Annotated in this window: 16 protein-coding genes; 7 read left to right on the plus strand and 9 right to left on the minus strand. The window is 35.7% G+C overall.

What is annotated here, in order from left to right:
• Positions 1-38: 38 nt before the first annotated feature.
• A complete protein-coding gene (locus fad_RS03590; RefSeq protein WP_081141854.1) occupies positions 39-2330 on the minus strand; it encodes a hypothetical protein in 2292 nt (763 codons plus the stop codon).
• 160 nt (positions 2331-2490) lie between these two features.
• On the opposite strand from fad_RS03590, the gene fad_RS03595 reads away from it, so the two are divergent.
• The gene (locus fad_RS03595) at positions 2491-3249 is read left to right on the plus strand and encodes an MBL fold metallo-hydrolase (RefSeq protein ID WP_081141855.1); all 759 of its coding nucleotides are present in this window, start codon (positions 2491-2493) and stop codon (positions 3247-3249) included.
• 171 nt (positions 3250-3420) lie between these two features.
• On the opposite strand, the gene fad_RS03600 is transcribed toward fad_RS03595, so the two are convergent.
• Positions 3421-4086 (minus strand): HAD family hydrolase, encoded by a 666-nt coding sequence (locus tag fad_RS03600; protein ID WP_081141856.1) that lies wholly within the window; start codon positions 4084-4086, stop codon positions 3421-3423.
• Between the two features lie 313 nt (positions 4087-4399).
• Between fad_RS03600 and fad_RS03605 the strand changes: the two genes are divergently transcribed.
• Positions 4400-5350, plus strand: a complete 951-nt coding sequence (locus fad_RS03605; protein WP_081141864.1) for a 3-hydroxyacyl-CoA dehydrogenase family protein — start codon at positions 4400-4402, stop codon at positions 5348-5350.
• Between the two features lie 37 nt (positions 5351-5387).
• Here fad_RS03605 and fad_RS03610 read toward each other — a convergent pair whose 3' ends face one another.
• On the minus strand, positions 5388-5579 hold the full coding sequence (locus fad_RS03610; protein WP_009887800.1) for a hypothetical protein: 192 nt from the start codon (positions 5577-5579) through the stop codon (positions 5388-5390).
• A 166-nt stretch (positions 5580-5745) separates the two neighbouring features.
• On the opposite strand from fad_RS03610, the gene fad_RS09460 reads away from it, so the two are divergent.
• Genes fad_RS09460 through fad_RS03625 form a run of 3 tightly spaced genes read left to right on the plus strand, consistent with a single transcriptional unit; the run spans position 5746 to position 8449 of the window.
• Entirely contained in the window at positions 5746-6903 is a 1158-nt protein-coding gene (locus fad_RS09460) for an MFS transporter (RefSeq protein ID WP_236940610.1), read from the plus strand.
• A gap of 17 nt (positions 6904-6920) precedes the next feature.
• Complete coding sequence (locus fad_RS03620; RefSeq protein WP_081141882.1) at positions 6921-8036, plus strand: RNA-guided endonuclease InsQ/TnpB family protein; 1116 nt, start codon at positions 6921-6923, stop codon at positions 8034-8036.
• 29 nt (positions 8037-8065) lie between these two features.
• Positions 8066-8449: an MFS transporter gene (locus tag fad_RS03625; RefSeq protein ID WP_335589201.1), complete on the plus strand. Its 384-nt coding sequence runs from the start codon at positions 8066-8068 to the stop codon at positions 8447-8449.
• A 55-nt stretch (positions 8450-8504) separates the two neighbouring features.
• Here the strand turns inward: fad_RS03625 and fad_RS03630 are convergent, their stop codons facing one another.
• From fad_RS03630 to fad_RS03645, 4 genes are all read right to left on the minus strand, one after another.
• Positions 8505-9290, minus strand: coding sequence for a glucose 1-dehydrogenase (locus fad_RS03630; protein WP_081141886.1), 786 nt, complete (start codon positions 9288-9290; stop codon positions 8505-8507).
• A gap of 76 nt (positions 9291-9366) precedes the next feature.
• Entirely contained in the window at positions 9367-10173 is an 807-nt protein-coding gene (locus tag fad_RS03635) for an aldose 1-epimerase (protein WP_081141888.1), read from the minus strand.
• Between the two features lie 114 nt (positions 10174-10287).
• Entirely contained in the window at positions 10288-11199 is a 912-nt protein-coding gene (locus fad_RS03640; RefSeq protein ID WP_081141890.1) for a transposase, read from the minus strand.
• A gap of 124 nt (positions 11200-11323) precedes the next feature.
• Positions 11324-13363, minus strand: a complete 2040-nt coding sequence (locus fad_RS03645; protein ID WP_081141892.1) for a xanthine dehydrogenase family protein molybdopterin-binding subunit — start codon at positions 13361-13363, stop codon at positions 11324-11326.
• Between the two features lie 191 nt (positions 13364-13554).
• Here fad_RS03645 and fad_RS03650 point away from each other — a divergent pair, with 191 nt between their 5' ends.
• Entirely contained in the window at positions 13555-13884 is a 330-nt protein-coding gene (locus tag fad_RS03650; RefSeq protein WP_081141894.1) for a TA0956 family protein, read from the plus strand.
• 16 nt (positions 13885-13900) lie between these two features.
• Here the strand turns inward: fad_RS03650 and fad_RS03655 are convergent, their stop codons facing one another.
• Positions 13901-15061 carry a glycosyltransferase family 4 protein gene (locus fad_RS03655; RefSeq protein WP_081141896.1) on the minus strand — a complete coding sequence of 387 codons (1161 nt, stop codon included), beginning with the start codon at positions 15059-15061 and terminating at the stop codon, positions 13901-13903.
• 258 nt (positions 15062-15319) lie between these two features.
• On the opposite strand from fad_RS03655, the gene fad_RS03660 reads away from it, so the two are divergent.
• Complete coding sequence (locus tag fad_RS03660; RefSeq protein WP_081141898.1) at positions 15320-16243, plus strand: IS5 family transposase; 924 nt, start codon at positions 15320-15322, stop codon at positions 16241-16243.
• 355 nt (positions 16244-16598) lie between these two features.
• Here the strand turns inward: fad_RS03660 and msrA are convergent, their stop codons facing one another.
• Complete coding sequence (msrA, locus tag fad_RS03665) at positions 16599-17135, minus strand: peptide-methionine (S)-S-oxide reductase MsrA (RefSeq protein ID WP_081141900.1); 537 nt, start codon at positions 17133-17135, stop codon at positions 16599-16601.
• Positions 17136-17140 lie beyond the last annotated feature (5 nt).

Raw genomic sequence — 17140 nt, forward strand, 5'->3', positions numbered from 1 at the left:
TTTTGCATTTACCGGAAAATCAGGTAATACAGATAAAATTACTTAAATCCATTATTATTTTCTGAATTTCTATTCCCGTGAACCGGCTCCCTGGTCGATTTTATAAATGATTTATCTGCAAAAATAAATTTATGGTTATCCATATCCCTTTCTATCGATATTTTACCGGATATATTAAGTGCCTTTATTCTGGACCTGATCAATTTCCCGCTAATTCTCTTCCTGCGACCTGATTTCAGTATTTTTTTCAGTGTAGAACCGTTTAATTCTATTATCAGCTCATCAACGTTTTTATTATTGAAATAAAGAGTTTCGAACAGAAATATGGCGAGTATGGCAAAAACACCTGTAAACCCGGCGTAATATGGCAGGTTTCCAGTATAATAAACAATCCTCGAATCTGTATATGTTTTCCCGCCATCAGTTATTTTTACAGATATTTTATCAATTCCTGTGCTCAATTTTGTTGTAAGGCTTTTTCCTGTATTAGAGTATTTACCATTTACATACCACGCAATGGTTGCATTGGCTATTAGGTTTCCATTAATTTTAACATAGAATTTGCCATTGTCATTTATTATTCTTACGTTATTTATTGCAGTAACAGTATTATTCGATATGTATTTGCTATCGTTATACTGAAAAACATAGCTACTATTATATGTATACCCTGCAATGTTCGCCGCCATAAAATCTATGGTGTAATACCCGCTGTGAATGCCTGTAAATGTAAGGTTTAGGGTGCTGTTATTGGTATTGTATGTTTTGTTTAATGCTACAGCTACGATATGGTATGGTAAACCTGAGTTTATATCCAGAGTTAATATTGTGCTGTTGAATTCCACTTTTTCATTAACAGACCTGATAGTAATCTTATACGGCGATGCTATTGTGAAATTGCTATAGAGTTCTATGTTCTGTCCATTCGCGGCTATAATTGTCCCATTTGATGAAGACATGGTATCCGGAGCATTAACTCCAAGTGCCTCCACACTACCCTGGCTGCTTTGTACAATATTGCCATTATCAATGCCTATATTATTTGCAATATATGAAAAATGATAGTATAAATAACCATTTATAGACCTTGATAAGTTGCCCCTCTCAAAGTATGATGAAATCCCATTGTTGATATAGAAATATTTAATGTTATAATGTCCCGTTATTCCCTGCTCACCGGTGTTTAAAATCTGGCCATCTACAGTAACGGTATAGCTCTCAATGCCGGTTTTATTCTTGGCTATAATGTTAATGGCCCTGGAAACATTAACTTTCAGGATGGAAACATTGGCAATATTGATCTTATCCCCATTTGCAAAGGTCATATCCCCGTTCAGATTATAAAATACATAGTTTCCATTGAAAAATAGTAGATGTGTCATATTATAGTTTCTATAAGTATAGTTTTCCACACTCAGATCAGTTTTATTAATTGTGTATATACTGGTAAATGAATTGTTCCACGTATAATAGATATAATGGCTCCCGGATTGGATAGATGATATATTTTCAGTCTGGAAATTGTGTATCTCCCCAAGAGTTGAGTAATTATTTGTATAATAATTATAACGTTCAATTACGCCCTTATAGTGAATATAAATTATGGAATTTAAGCTGGAATCTAAAAAGGCAGTCTGATTCTTTTTAATAGGTGCAGGGTTTAAGATGAAAGATTTTTTATATGTTAATTTATGTGTGTTCTGGCTACCTGGAAGTAGAAGGCCAGTATAATGCTTAACCGATAATTTTCCTATAGTTTGATTTGAGAATTGTCCACCAAACATGAATGATATATTGCCAGGATTATAGGAATTTTTAAGGGCAATAACGTGGGGGATTGCCGGTTCTTTTCCTTCCCAGATAAGGGCATGGTTTTGTATATCGTTGTTCATTATTATATGGACACTATACATTATATTCTCCCCGGACAGATTTAATATCCCATTATAATCCTGTGAACCGGAAACAGTTGTAATTGTATCCTTTCTCCCATACGAAATGCTAAAAAGTGTTTTGTTCTCCTGTTTTAAAATAATATAATTTTCCGTACCACCATTGTTATCCGGGTTTATCCCGCCGGTTACGTTAAATGTATATTCAGTGCTATTACACGCGCTTTCGTTTTCAATATAGTAAGAAGGGGTAGAACTTGAAGTAACAATATTTACACCGCCGTTGGAGACATTGCTGACCTGTGTAGTAGTTTTATCTCCAGAAATATATGTGGGTGATATAGCATTATTAAATCCATCAGATGCATGAACCGGAAACACGGTTACAAATATCAATATAAATATAACAACCATCACATGAAATGGCTTTAATCTCATTCCTGGTAATTAAAATAAAATATAAAAAGTTCTTTTCCGTCATTAATTTTCTATAATAATGTATGAACTTATAATAGAAATGGGAAAACAATTAATTAGGAAATTGCCTTTAATGTCCTATGTCAAAAATTGCAAATATCTATGAAGGAGGTAATTTTCCATGGAGATAAAATTTCTCGGAAACTGGTCTTCCCATATTCAGGCAGGGAAAAGAAATGTTTCCATGATAATTGATGGCCACATTCTTCTGGACTGTGGTCCGCATACAATAGAATCTATGCTTGAAAGTGGGATCGACCCGGTACAGGTGGATAAAATACTGATTAGCCACATGCATCTTGACCATTATGGTGGACTTGCTGAAATACTCTGGTATAGGGCAGCCAGAGAAGCAAAAGATGAAGTAATAATCCTTGGCCCGAAGGGAATAATGAAAAATACTGAACAGCTCTTGAAGATATATAACACTCCTGACCATTATATGTTTAGCATGAAATCTAATTATGTTGAAATAAACAACAATGGAGAGATATATGAAGTTAAAACAAAGTTTACGGATAAGGTTAAAAATGATTATATTGAAGCATTTGTAGGGAATCACAGCATTCCTGACAATATGTACAGGCTGGAATATCATGGTAATACTATAGCTTATACAGGGGATACCGCTTATAATGATAATATCGCACAGGTAGGGGAAAAGGCGGACATATTTTTACATGAGATGACGTTTACAGATCAGGACGCTGAAATAGCTAAACTATCCAAACACTCAACATATTCATCTGTATTGAGAGGTTTCAGCGAGAGCCATGCAAAGAAATTGGTGCCGGTACATCTTACAGATAAAACGGTTTCAACTTTAAAAGCGAAGTCCAGGGAAAATATTATCCTGCCATTTACTGATATAAATTTGTGAGTGCCATATGCAAACTAAAAAATGAATTACGATCCCTTAGGAGAAAGCCAGCGTTTAGCTCCAGGATGAACGCGTAAATGTAATGATAGTATTAATTATAGGTGGGCTTGCTGAAGTGGTGCTGGGGCCGGAATTAAGAAGGGAGAGCCTGGAAAAAGCATCAATGGATAATTAATTTTTAAGGAAATCAATTAATTTATTTATATCTTTAAAATTTTTCAGGGTCAGATCAGCTCCATTCAAATCGGTGATAGGATATACACCAGTAGCAATGCCTACAGCCCTGGTTGAAGCCTCCCTTGCAGCCTTTATATCCAGCGGAGTATCCCCTATAAGATAAATTTCAGATCTGTTAATATTCTTTCCATATCTCTGTATTGCATAGTCAACAAGTTTCGACCTTATTATACTATCACTTCCATACCCACCGGTAAGAAAATACTCTTCTATACCAGCATGCTGGAGCCGTATTTCAGCAATAGGCTGTAGATTCCCTGTAAGGATACCAGAGATATACCCATTAACCTTTACCGCATCAAGCATATTTTTAACATTGTCAAGCAATTTATAGTCTGCAGGTTGAAGGTTAGTTGATACATAGCCTATCAAAGCCTGAAATGCAATATCCAGTTTAGCTTTAATTTCTACTTCTTGAATTCCCTGTTTTTTCAATAATCCATACATAATGCCAGTATCGGTCATCCCATGCCTCGGGAATGATTCTATATCTGTATCCACGCCGTAAATTTCTTTGCATACGTAATCAAAAGCTGCAGTATGGGTGGGAGATTCTTCCATTAATGTACCGTCTATATCAAATAAAATCAATTTAACCATACAGCTAAATACAAATTTAATTTATAGTTTTTCTTTCATTATTTTAATGTACTTTACCATCTCTTAGCTGAAAGTCCACACACTTTAGGGAGTATGTCAGATATCAGCTATATACAGTTTCAGCTTATCATATCTGGCCGATAAAATATATGTGAATGTTAAATGGAGAATAGTTTAAGTCTGTGGTATTTAGCTTCTTAACATAGCTATCTATTTTCTGTTATGACAAGTGCTATACAGTATTTCTTAGCATTCCCTATTGTCATTCTGCAAAATTTTATATATCCAGTGAAAATGAAATGGCGGTGTTAAATTGATAGAAAAAATAGGAATAATAGGTGCAGGAGCAATGGGTTCTTCTATTGCCGAGGTATTTGCTTTTAATGGTTACAGTGTATATTTAAAAGACCAGAATATGGAATATGTCAACAGGGGTATTTCCCATGTGAGAAAGGTGCTGGAAGATTATCAATCATATATGGATTCCATGCCCGACAAGGAAATAAAGAGAATAGAAAGAAATGGGATAGAACTTACGGAAACCCAGAAAAATAGTATTAAAAAGAATCTTGGCAAGCAGCTCGATATAGATGGAATTATTTCCAATATACATCCGGTTGAATCATACAAAGAACTGTCACAGTGTGGGCTTGTAATAGAGGCTGTTTTCGAAAAACAGGAAATCAAGAACGATCTGTTCAGGGAACTATCCGGTTATTTTGGTGAAAATACGATTCTTGCTTCCAATACCTCATCCCTGAGTATAACAGAGATGGCAGCCAATTATAAATATCCGGAGAATAATATCATTATCCACTTCTTCAATCCTCCATACACAATGCCACTGGTTGAGATTGTACCGGCTCTCCAGACTGGGAGTAAAACTGTTGAAACCGCATATTCACTTATTTCTGGATTGAGAAACCACAGGGATACAATGGTTCCGGTAAAAGCGAAGGAAAGATCGGGATTCATCGTGAACAGGATATTAATACAACTTATAAATGAAGCAATAAAAATAGTTGAGGAAGGCATAGCAGATGAAAAATCGGTTGATATAGGAATGAAGAAAGGAGCAGGTTTTCCAATGGGCCCATTTGAACTTGGCGATTATGTCGGGCTGGATATTGTCTATGACGTATTGAAGTCATTTAACAAAGCATATGGAGATGCATACATACCTCCGGAAAGGCTAAAAAATATGGTCATAGCAGGATATCTTGGAAGGAAAACTGGAAAAGGGTTCTATGAGTACACAAAATAAAAATTAATAACATTTATAGTATAAATATTTAATGCATTTAGTTTTTCTTTTTCATTGAAAATTTATTTATTCCTTCATATCCCTTATCTGTATAGAATACTCTTCCACAATTTGGGCATACGTAAGCTTCAAATTCACCAAGAGTAACATTATTCTGTTCGTAAGGTGCAGTTTTCAATTCCATATCCAGATTGCAGTGCGGACACACTGTTATATTATTTATAGACATAGTCAAAAGATGCATTTAATATATATAATATATTTGTGGCAACAGGATAGTAGGAAAGTATAATATGTGCAAATTTTTAGATATGAGAATATTAATGGTTTAAGTATTTTCAGAATATAATCACTGAATTAAATGGCTTTATATACAAACACTTACTTTTATTTTTGTGAATAACACTTCTAATGAAACTACAGACCCGGTTTTAAATGAATTGAACGGTAAAATTACCACAAAATTTTACTGGGCAGTGACATTGCTGGCTACGATAGGTGGTTTCCTATTTGGATATGATACTTCCAACATAGGAACTGACCTAAGTTTTATACCCTTTGCGAAAAATCTTGCAGCAACAGACCCATTTGTATACGGCTATTTAATAGCAGGTGCCTCACTTGGTGCCGCAGTAGGTGCATTAATAGCCGCACTTCTTACGGATAAATACGGAAGAAAATTCCTGCTAATAACAGATGCTGCTATATATACAATAGGGGCACTTTTATCTGCATTTTCCGTGGATCTTGTAATGCTTCTCTTATCAAGGACGCTTATAGGCCTCGCAGTTGGTGCTGATTCAGCCATTGCAACAGCATATATAGCAGAATATGCTCCGAAGAACCGCAGGGGTCACCTGTCCCTTATGCAGCAGTGGATGATAACATGGGGAATTCTGGGTGCATACTTTGTGGGCATGGGTGTATTTTTCATAGCTCCACAGCTGGCATATACGGTTGACTGGAGAATTCTTCTGGGAGTGGCTGCAATACCATCTTTGATAGGGCTGGTGTTCCGTTTCTACATGCCAGAATCTCCAAGATGGCTGATACTGCATGAAAAATACGACAAGGCAATAGCAGCATTGAAACGTTTTAATGTTACGGCAAAGCTGTCTGAAATTAAAACTACACACGATTACCTTGTTGAAAAAGAAACAAAGATAAAGGCAACGCCGGGAATAAAAAGGGCTTTTGTTATAGTCGGGCTTTTTATGATGTTCCAGCAAATTACCGGTATAAACATTCCGTTCTATTATGGTCCAACTGTTATTGCGAAACTCCACATATTCGGTTCAACAGGCGGAACGGCTATATCAAGTGCAGTTTTTGGAATTGAAGCATCATCAATACTTGCTATTATAAACGTACTTGCGACACTTATAGGTTTCCGGCTTATAGATTCATATGGCAGGAGGTCCCTGGCATTTCTAGGATACTCTGGCATGGCATTTTTTGATGTGCTGGGTGCAGTACTGTACCTTTCACGATCCATTCGCAAGGAAGCCTATGACTTTAGTCACAGGAGGAATTGCGGCAATTTTATATATTGAATTTATATTTGAATATTGTGCTTAAAACCCTTCAAATTAAATTGCTTCCAGACGATAATCAGAAGGCTCTACTCCTTGGCACATTTAAAAAGTTCAATGAAGCATGTAATTTTGTATCCAGAATAGCATGGGATAATAAAATATATAATAAAATATCCCTCCAGAAATTGGTATATTATGATATCAGAAACAAATTCGGATTATCAGCACAGTTAACCATAAGAGTTATTGCAAAGGTTGTGGACACTTATTTAACTGATAGATCAGTATTCCATGAATTCCGGGAATACGGTTCAATAGTATATGACCAGAGAATTATGAGTTTTAAAAGCATGTATGAAGTGAGCCTTAACACCATTAAGGGAAGAATAAGAATACCTATAACCATTGGAAAATATGGTGAAATACCATTCAATAGAATGAGGGGCCAATGTGACCTTGTAAGGAAACATAAAATTTTCTATTTAATGGTAAGTGTTGATATAAAGGAACAACCAGTTATAGAACCTAAGAATGTTATAGGGGTAGACATGGGTATAGTAAACATCTCCGTTGATTCCACCGGAAAATACTATTCCGGAGATAGAATCAGTGAAGTAAGGGAACATAATTCAGACCTCCGTTCCAGATTGCAATCTGTTAATACTAAATCAGCAAAAAGGCATCTTAAAAAGCTTTCAGGAAAAGAGCATAGATTTGCCACCAATACAAACCATATAATATCTAAGGAAATAGTAAATAAAGCCAGAGGCACCTCTTCTGCAATTGCCATTGAAGATCTCAGTGGCATAAGAATGAGGGAAACTGTTAAAAAAGGAAATAAATACATCCATAATTCATGGGCTTTCTACCAGCTCAGGCTGTTTATTGAATACAAGGCAAGAGAAGCAGGCATTCCAATAATCGTTATAGACCCACATAACACAAGCAGGGAATGCCCCAACTGCCATACTATTTCTAAAAAGAACAGGCCTGAGAGATCTGCATTTAAATGCATTTCCTGTGGCTTAGAGGGAGAAGCAGATTATATTGCTTCATTAAATATCAGGAACAGGGCTGTTGCCAACCAGCCTATTGTAGCGGGTGATTTTTTTGTCCATTGTGACACCCCAGTTGCAAGCTCACTGCTTTAGCTGTGGGTAGTTGACATATAGATATCGGTCTGCTTATAGGATTTGCCGGGTTCATAATATTCTTTGCTTTCGGTGTTGGTGGTACCGGCTGGATCATCCAGGGAGAATATTTCCCGACACAGTACAGGGGATTATTTGCATCCCTTATCGCCGTTGTGGACTGGATATCAAACTTTGCAATAATTGAGCTGTTTCCCGTGATGGATCTGAAAATAGGGCTTGGATATACAATGGCTGTGTTTGCAGTGCTTTCAATAATGGCAGTTGTTATCTTCTTCTACATAATGCCAAAAACTAAGGGCAAGAGTGTGGAAGAGATCAATGATATATTTGAAAACAATACTCTGGCCACAGTTAGGAACGCATCCATGGCCGGATATTCCGATAACTCTAAAACAGATAAAAAACAATAAATATTTTTTTTAAAATTTATTTACATTTAGTTAAAAATTTTTTTATATGATTAATTTATCCGCCATGCCTGAAATCTGGATATATCAGCATTCCGCCATCAACAACAATTGTAGTTCCTGTTATGTATTTCGCCATATCACTTGCCGCAAACAGGACTGCATCCGCTACATCTTCTGCATCCCCCGGGAATCCCATGGCTATTTTTTCATCAAGGTCTTTAAGGGTATCCGGATTTTCCCAGACAGATTTATTTATAGCAGTTTTTATGGCACCTGGAGCAATTGATATAACTCTGATGCCCATAGTTGCAGTTTCCTGTGCCAGTGTTTTAGCCATCATGTCCAGGCCTGCTTTTGAACTGCAATATGCACTGTAACCCTGCCAGGGAATATTCACATGGTCGGATGTAATATTGATGATTACTCCCTTATTTTTCTTCTTCATTCTCTGAATTGCCATTCTGGAACAGAAATAAGGCCCGTAAAGGTTTACAGATATTACCTTTTTCCAGTTTTCTATATCATCATCCCCCAGCATTGCCCGGACACCATCTATCCCTGCTGAATTCACCAGAATGTCAACTGTGCCAAGGGAAGAATCTACCTTCCTGAACATTTCTTCCACTGCAGCCGGATCTGCCATATCTGCACTAACTGCGATGGCTTTTCCCTTAGCTGCCACAATTTTATCCACTACTTCATCTGCAGCATTTTTGTTCCTGCCAAAATGGACCGCAACGGAAGCACCTGCAGATGCCAGGCTGATTGCAATAGCTTTTCCAATTCCACCACTTGCACCGGTTACAATGGCTACCTTTCCGGTTAAATCTATTTTTCCCATTTCTATCAGTAAAACAATTCAATTAAAGATATAAATATATGTTATAGGATAAATAATTTCACTGAAAATACTTATTTTATATAACCTCTATGGAATAGGAACATACAAATTCAGCATTCTTTTCAAGTGTTACAAGGCCTACATGGTTATGATACACATCCGGTATTCCCGTCATAGGTTCAACAGCTATAGAATCATTGCCTGCATACTGGCCATTGTACAGTACAAGGTATGGCATATTCTTCCTGACCATCCTGATAGAATGTTTTTCATCTTTTAAAATGACTGTAGAATCAAGATAAAAGCAGTTGTCCAGAGGAATCTTATTTAATTCCTTGCCGTTGTAATCGACATCAACAGTGCTTCCGTCTGGAAAATATACATCTTTATAATTGAATTTTTTCATTCTGCTGTTATATGATATTGAATAACTGCCATGTACATTGAAGTATGGATGAAATCCTATTTCAACCGGAATTATAGATGTCAGGGATTTAACATAAAAAGAAGTAACAAACAGGTTTCCAGTTATTTCATATTTTATCTTAATATAAGCTTCCCCGGGGTAAAACATAGATTTAAAATGGCTTGAAAATTCGATAAATTTATCGCCAGAATTTGAGTCAAATGCAAGTTCCCTGACAAGTCCATGTATGCTATTTTTCCCATCATTCTCCGGTAGCGAATACTGTTTATTGTTAAAGTAGTATTCTGCATTTTGAATCCTGTTTCCGAATGGAAATAAAACAGCGGCCCCACCATGTGTGCTATTTTTATCACTACTCTTTCTAATTATAGAGGTACCATCCTTCTGCAAATCCTCAAGATATGCCCCAACGGGGTTGAAATTAGCGTGAAAACCATTATATTCTAATTTTATCATAAACTATCATCTTGTTATGCTTAAAAAGATATCGGGCGGGTTAAAAATATTCAATAACTTTCATTTAGATGTAACAAAAGGCTTAGGGTTATTATATATAGGGTGTCTCACATTTTAACAATTGACGATTTTCATTATCTCCCTCGGTTTTTCTCCCAGTTCCATGTTTGATATTACCATTAGATTGTATGCAATTGTTTTCAGGCCTATTGCAGTATCATAGTCCCTTTTCACAGTGTACCATATATACTCTGCTTTCAAAATCTCCTCAAGTATGCTGAAAGTACGCTCTATTTCCCATCTAAGAGGATACATTGAAGCATATTCTTTTCTCAGTTTAATTCCTATTTTCCTGTTTAATGGCAACCTATTATCTACTATTCCTCTTCTCTTATTTGTATCAATAACAGGTAAAGCATGTGTATTTTCAAACACATAGTCATAAATATCCGATGCATCATAAGCTGAATCTGCAAGAACATATGAGAAATCTCTAACAGAATCCACAATATCATGGGACACATGTGAATCATGCATATTTCCCTTTGTTACCATCCAGTCCATTATAATGAGAGAATCAACATCAATTGCCATATGGCATTTTCTCCCATATGACCATCCCTTAGTTGTCTTTGACCATCCTGATACCGGGTCTTTGTAATTGCCCCATATTTTTCTCCTGATTGCTGTTGAATGCTTGCATGTATGGATCATAAATGAATCTATTGCAGCTATTGATTCTATTGAATATAGAGAGGCAATGTCGTTGTTTACTGCATGAAGGTCTATCATTCTGGCTCTCCTTGAGAGTGTCTGGAAGCTTGGTATTTCCTTGATTCCAATCATTCTTAGGTATTTCTCATGACTTGTGAGGAATATTCTGGCTGATCTATAAGATATATTGAAAATCTGTAAAACTATCAGTACCTTCAATATCTGTCTATCTGTGTACTTTCTTTTCCTGTCATCAGGCGAAACAATATTATCTATGATTTCCATAATCAATGGGATTTGCTGTGAGGGCATATCCCATTATTGTTTTTTTGTTAATAATGTTCGACATCTGTCTGATATTTTATGAAATGTGAGACACCCTATTATTATATAGATAAAATACCAGGAATGTAAAATTAAAAATATTATTATATTTTTACTGGAAATTTTCTATATCTTCCAGTTTAATAGGTGTATTGACCACCCTGTTTCTGGTGATCAGTTCCACCGCACGTGCCAGTGCCGCCGGCGTTCCAATTGTGGGTGCCTCCCCCAATCCTTTTGCCTGGCTTGGTGAAGGTGATCCGTTTTCAACCCATTTTATATGGCAATTTGGGGCGTAATCCGACGTTAGAAGCCCTGCATCAGAGATGCTTGTTGTCATTAATTGCCCTTCAGGTGAATACCTTAAAGATTCAGAAAACATCTGGCCAACACCTTCAAGCACTCCGCCGGTTATCTGGGCTATAACATTTACCGGGCTCAATACATGGCCAAGGTCGTAATAGCTGTACCAGTCTTTCATGGTCACAAGTCCGTTTCTATTTCTCTCAGCGGTAATCATGTTGAAGTTTACGGAATTAACGTCGTAATCTATTTTCAGGAAGTCATAAGCACTGTAATTGCCGGATAATAATTTCTCCGGGCTATATTTCCCATATTTTTTAATTACCTGTTCCTTTATCTGGCCAGCCACTTTCATCAGGGCCGATGCCCCTGCAATTGCAGTTCTGCTTCCCCAGCTGCCAACCCCGCTCTCCATTTCAGCTGTATCACCGTTTTCCAGGGAAATTAAATTCTGTTCAACCTGAAGCTCATTTTCCAGAATGCTCTTAACAAACAGTTCATGCCCCTGGCCATGTACATTTCCTCCAAGCTGGGCAGTAATTTTCCCATTGGAAACGTCTATTCTCGCACTCTCGCCAGGACGGGATGCAGGAATCAATACAAAAAATGCAATACCTGTTTTCTCCTCCCTTGAAATTTTACTGTAATTTACTTCTGCAAGTGCTTTTTCCAGGAATGGCCTTGTGGCCTCCTTTACTGTCAATCCGGTGGGGGATGTGAAAGGTTCAGTGGAGGCGTTGACAAGCCTTACTTCTGAAATGTCCATCTGCAACCTGTCGGCTAAAAGATCCATCATTCTTTCCATGAAAAATGCAGCCTCCGGTCTCCCAGCTCCCCTGTATGGGCCCATAGGCGCCTTATTTGTGAGAACAGAGTAAGCACGCATATACGCCTTTTCTATGTGGTATGGCCCGGTTATCTGGTATGCTATGAATCTTGATGCGAAACCTCCTGTACCCGCGTCATAGGCTCCTGCATCCACATACACATCTCCCTTTATGCCGGTTATTCTTCCATCATTCCTGGCATAAATTTTTATTCTGGCTTTCGCTCCACGCCCGGGATATGCAGCCTCCAGGTGTTCCTTTCTAGTTTCTATCCATTTTACTGGTTTTCCGTATTTCTTTGAAGCATATGCTGCCATTACATATTCAGGATAAAATGAACCCTTTGAACCGAAAGCTCCCCCCGTATCTGCCTGTATTACCCTGACATCTTCAGGTTTCATACCCAAAGCCTGCACCAGTCCAGCCTTAACTGATTGGACAGATTGGGTAGACACATAGAATGTGAGTTTAGAATCCTTATAGTCTGCTATGCATCCCCTTGTTTCCATGGAATTAGCTATTATCCTTTCGTTGAAGAAAGTGTCTTCCAGAGTAAGATCAAAGTCAATGTCATTTTCATCAAAATCTTCACCAAGTTCAGCTTCCGCCAGTATATTGTTTTCTGTGCCTTCATGCATGGGTGGGGCCTTAAGGGATTCATCTATTCCGGATACTGCCTGCATTGGTTCATAATCAACTGATACTGTGTTTAGCAGGTCTTCGCTTTCATATCGGGTTTTACCAAATACCGCAGCTATGGGCTGCCCCTCGTAATTTACATTGTCTATGGCGAAAACAGGTTCAAGATAAGCCGAATTTGATTTTCCCCCTAGGGAAGCCATTTCTCCCATAGAGGACTTATAAAAGAGCTTTAATTCAGAGGCATTGAACCCTCCTTTTACACTCTTAATTTTAGCTTTCCCATAGGGGCTCCTGAACACATTCATATAAAGCATATCATCAAAAGTCATATCATCTATATATTTTCCCTTACCATCAACGTATCTGTCTCTATAATCCATAAATGGATATATACAGGCTCCCTTATTAAGATTTTTATAAGATAGTATGCAAAACTATTTTAAATATAATGCCATTTTTACAGCTTTTATGAGTAAATATCCTGCCAAGAACTGCAAAAATTCTTCCATGTATAAATGGGCTGATCTTAATAAAACAGATAATATTATATTTCAATGAAAAATAGTCTGTTATGGCTAATTGTGTTGCTTATAATATCAGACATAGCTTAAAATCATCGACTATGTGTGTTCCACTTGCAGAGCTGAATGGAAGCCTTGATGACCTGTGTGCCAATATAAGAAAACTACAGGGATTTATTGATAAATACGGGAAAAGTGCCGGGGTAAATAAGGATGATGCAAATGTTGGAATAATAATTGTCAATCCTGGAAAAAAAATAGTGGACATGTCATTTTCCCAGAATCTTGGAATAGATAAAATGAAGGTTAATTCATCGGCAGAAGAATTGAGAAAAAATAAATTCACTGTAACAGTCCATTTTCCTTCCACACCTTTTTAATGCTGGTATTTAACACTCATTTGTTTATACCTTTGCTTTCATTATAAAATTTCATCATATAACCATAAAACTTTTTTGATATTACAGGCCAGTCGTAATTATCTTTTACATAGCTGTATTCTTCACTTTTATCATGTTTTATTATATTATTGTTCTTTATTATTTCATTAACCCTGCTATACCATTTTTCTATATCCAATGGCAAATATTCCAGGTACTTATTTTCAAAATCATCAAAATTCCCTTTTAAATAATCTGAGCACATTACATATAATCCAGAAGATAATGCCTGCAAAGTAACGGCAGGAAACGCATCACTGTGACTGGGATAAATAAATACATCACATTCACGGTATAATTTTGACAGTTCAGAATTACTCAATATTCCGTGGTATATTACTTTTATATTATTTTTAATTTCATCTGCCATTGGTCCACCACCAGCTATGTGGAACTCCGCCCTAGAATTATCTATTTTTTCAATTAAAGGCAACAATATGTCCAAACCTTTCCCACTTGAGAGCGATGCAACAAATAGAAATTTTAATTTTGTGTTTTTTACTGCATAATCCGGATAATACAATGAACAATCAATACCTGGTGCTAACACCATGTTATATTTTAAATTTAGCATTGGCAATAACTGGCTTTTGTTTGGAAAAACGTGATATCCATTAATATTTTTAAAGTATATCTGATGTAAAAATTTAAGATATATTCTATAAAAAAAAGTATTTTGTTCTTCATAAACAGATAGTTCAAGCCCTGATGTATGGTTTGACCCTATTACTGGAATGTTCATACCATTAAAAAATACAGCATATTCATTGTATAATAAATATGCGATGTCTGTATCTCTAATCTCCTCCAGCACAGGTTTTGAAATAGACTTTAAAGTTCTAATTGCCGGTTTATCTATCAAATCCCTATATATCCTATTAATCTTCCCAAACTTTTTTGATTTATAGGATTTTTTCTGTATTTTTATCTGTTTTGAATTTTTTATCAAATCCTTAACATTTTTATCGGAAAGAATGAGAGGGTTATTTCCAGGGTCATCTGTATATACAATAGTCGCATCTATACCTTCAGGTTTGTATTTTAACAGGTTAAATATAACAGTTTCAGTTCCCCTACCGACCTTTAAATCGGTAAATGTAACGAAAGTTAATTTCATGGTTTAGTATAAAACAGTTACTTATAGAGTTATCGCGCTGTAGAACATGAGTAAAGTTTAATTTTGCAAAAATATTTCTTATCGGATATATTATTATTTCCCAGTTTCATGTGATCAAATACATATAGAATATATTATAAACATTATAAGCTCAATTAGTGTGTTGCATAATTCATTCTAATTTAATAATTATCCCATAATAAATTTAAAACTTAAAAGGAAAAACCCCTATATAGTGAAATATAGGGGTGATTTGCTTTGACTCCACAAATCAATAATAAAATAAATAGAAGTATAAAAAGATACTGGATTGGTTCAAACAGGAGATGGGAAAAGTATAATGAATCACTTGTAGATAGAATAGAATACCTTACAGATTTATCATTCATTAAAGATTATGATACTTTACTGGAGGAAAATAATAGTGGAAAAATAGGCCATCCATACAAAGTTCCTGATGCATTAATAATGTATTTAGCCAGATTGCGATCTATATTCAATATACCATTTAGAACTCTTGAAGGCATGTTAAGATCCTTAGCAATTATAGCTAATATAAAATCAATATCATACAGTGAAATATTCAGGAGGATAAGGAGAATCAAGCCTGAATTGAATAATATTAACAGTAAGCTGGATTGCATTATAGATTCTACTGGATATAAGATAACAATAAGGGGAGATTATTTAAGGCATAAATGGCATAGGAAAAGGAAGGGATGGATAAAACTGCATGTAATAATATCATTAAAAGATGTTACTGTATTATCATTCACAATTACAGATGAGCATACACATGATTCTAAGGCTGCCAGAAAACTATTGAGTAAGATGAAAAATAATATTCTAAGAATATTTGGAGATAGGGGATATGATTCAAAATATATCTACAATATGTTTGGATATAATGCAGTAATACCACCCAGGAAAAATGCTTCTACCAAATCCAGAGGTTCATATGCAAGGGCTAAGATTGTGAGATTTATAAAAAAGAACTCCATGGAACAGTGGAAAGAGAATAATAGCTATAGCAAAAGGTGGATTGTAGAAATATATTTTTCAGGATTAAAAAGAGTAATGACAGAGATAATTAAAGCTAAGAAAATAGAGTATATTATACAGGAATTAGCTCTTAAGGTAGTCAATTACAATATTATGAGGGGGATGACACATGCCTATTAATTATGCAACACACTAAAGCTCAATAAAAAATTATTGTAACATAAATATGCCATGTATATACCCATTTTTTTTAGTGCTGTTCTCTCTATTTTTAAATTTTCTACTTTCTGATTGGTAAAACGAATTTTTATGTATTTTCGGTAACTTATTCATTTTATTTATCCATATTTTAATTCACACATCGTGATTATTTTGGATTTTTTGTTGTTAGCCTGATTTTGAAATTAGAAAATTAAATAGGATTATCTCCCATATTATTGTTGGTATATTACATAAATATTTTGATGTAAGATTGAAATTTAATTTAATCATACATATGTTATTTACCAGAAATGGTTGTATAGCTTATTTTTCGTTATTTTTGAAGTTTCAATATATTTCCGTGTTTCATTATGAAATCATTTACTTCAGGTTTTATCACCATTGCACAGTATGGATTTGACTGATTATTTGCAAAATAATTGTGGTGGTAATCCTCTGCTTCGTAGAACCTATCCAGTTTTTTAACCTCTGTAACTATAGGTTTGCTGTAATTTTTCTGATGCTCCTTAAGAAAATCCTTTATTACTTTTCCTTCCGCATCATCATTATACAGGATAATTGACCTGTACTGTGTTCCAATATCATTCCCCTGCTTATTGAGGGATGTCGGGTCGTGTGTAGCCATAAAAAGTTCAAGAAGTTTTTCAAGGCTAATGATATCAGGGTCATAGGAAACTTTAACAACTTCGGCATGCCCGGTTTTATCAGTACATACCTCCCTGTATGTTGGATTCTCAGTATGCCCGCCTGCGTATCCCGGGACTACATTATTTACACCTTTAATCAATTTGAAAATTGCTTCGCTGCACCAGAAACACCCTGTTCCTATAACCAATACTTTTTCAGACATAGGAA

Origin of the sequence: Ferroplasma acidiphilum, from assembly GCF_002078355.1 — an archaeon.
In the GTDB taxonomy this organism is placed as follows: Archaea; Thermoplasmatota; Thermoplasmata; order Thermoplasmatales; family Thermoplasmataceae; genus Ferroplasma; species Ferroplasma acidiphilum.

What these genes read in the sequence shown, in the direction of transcription:
- fad_RS03610 (WP_009887800.1), bottom strand. Translation starts at nt 5,579, where the DNA reads ATGTCTATAAATAATATAACAGTGTGTCCGCACTGCAATCTGGATATG.
- fad_RS03640 (WP_081141890.1), bottom strand. Translation starts at nt 11,199, where the DNA reads ATGCCCTCACAGCAAATCCCATTGATTATGGAAATCATAGATAATATT.
- fad_RS03630 (WP_081141886.1), bottom strand. Translation starts at nt 9,290, where the DNA reads ATGGGAAAAATAGATTTAACCGGAAAGGTAGCCATTGTAACCGGTGCA.
- fad_RS03590 (WP_081141854.1), bottom strand. Translation starts at nt 2,330, where the DNA reads ATGAGATTAAAGCCATTTCATGTGATGGTTGTTATATTTATATTGATA.
- fad_RS03645 (WP_081141892.1), bottom strand. Translation starts at nt 13,363, where the DNA reads ATGGATTATAGAGACAGATACGTTGATGGTAAGGGAAAATATATAGAT.
- fad_RS03635 (WP_081141888.1), bottom strand. Translation starts at nt 10,173, where the DNA reads ATGATAAAATTAGAATATAATGGTTTTCACGCTAATTTCAACCCCGTT.
- msrA (WP_081141900.1), bottom strand. Translation starts at nt 17,135, where the DNA reads ATGTCTGAAAAAGTATTGGTTATAGGAACAGGGTGTTTCTGGTGCAGC.
- fad_RS03650 (WP_081141894.1), top strand. Translation starts at nt 13,555, where the DNA reads ATGGCTAATTGTGTTGCTTATAATATCAGACATAGCTTAAAATCATCG.
- fad_RS03600 (WP_081141856.1), bottom strand. Translation starts at nt 4,086, where the DNA reads ATGGTTAAATTGATTTTATTTGATATAGACGGTACATTAATGGAAGAA.
- fad_RS03655 (WP_081141896.1), bottom strand. Translation starts at nt 15,061, where the DNA reads ATGAAATTAACTTTCGTTACATTTACCGATTTAAAGGTCGGTAGGGGA.
- fad_RS03595 (WP_081141855.1), top strand. Translation starts at nt 2,491, where the DNA reads ATGGAGATAAAATTTCTCGGAAACTGGTCTTCCCATATTCAGGCAGGG.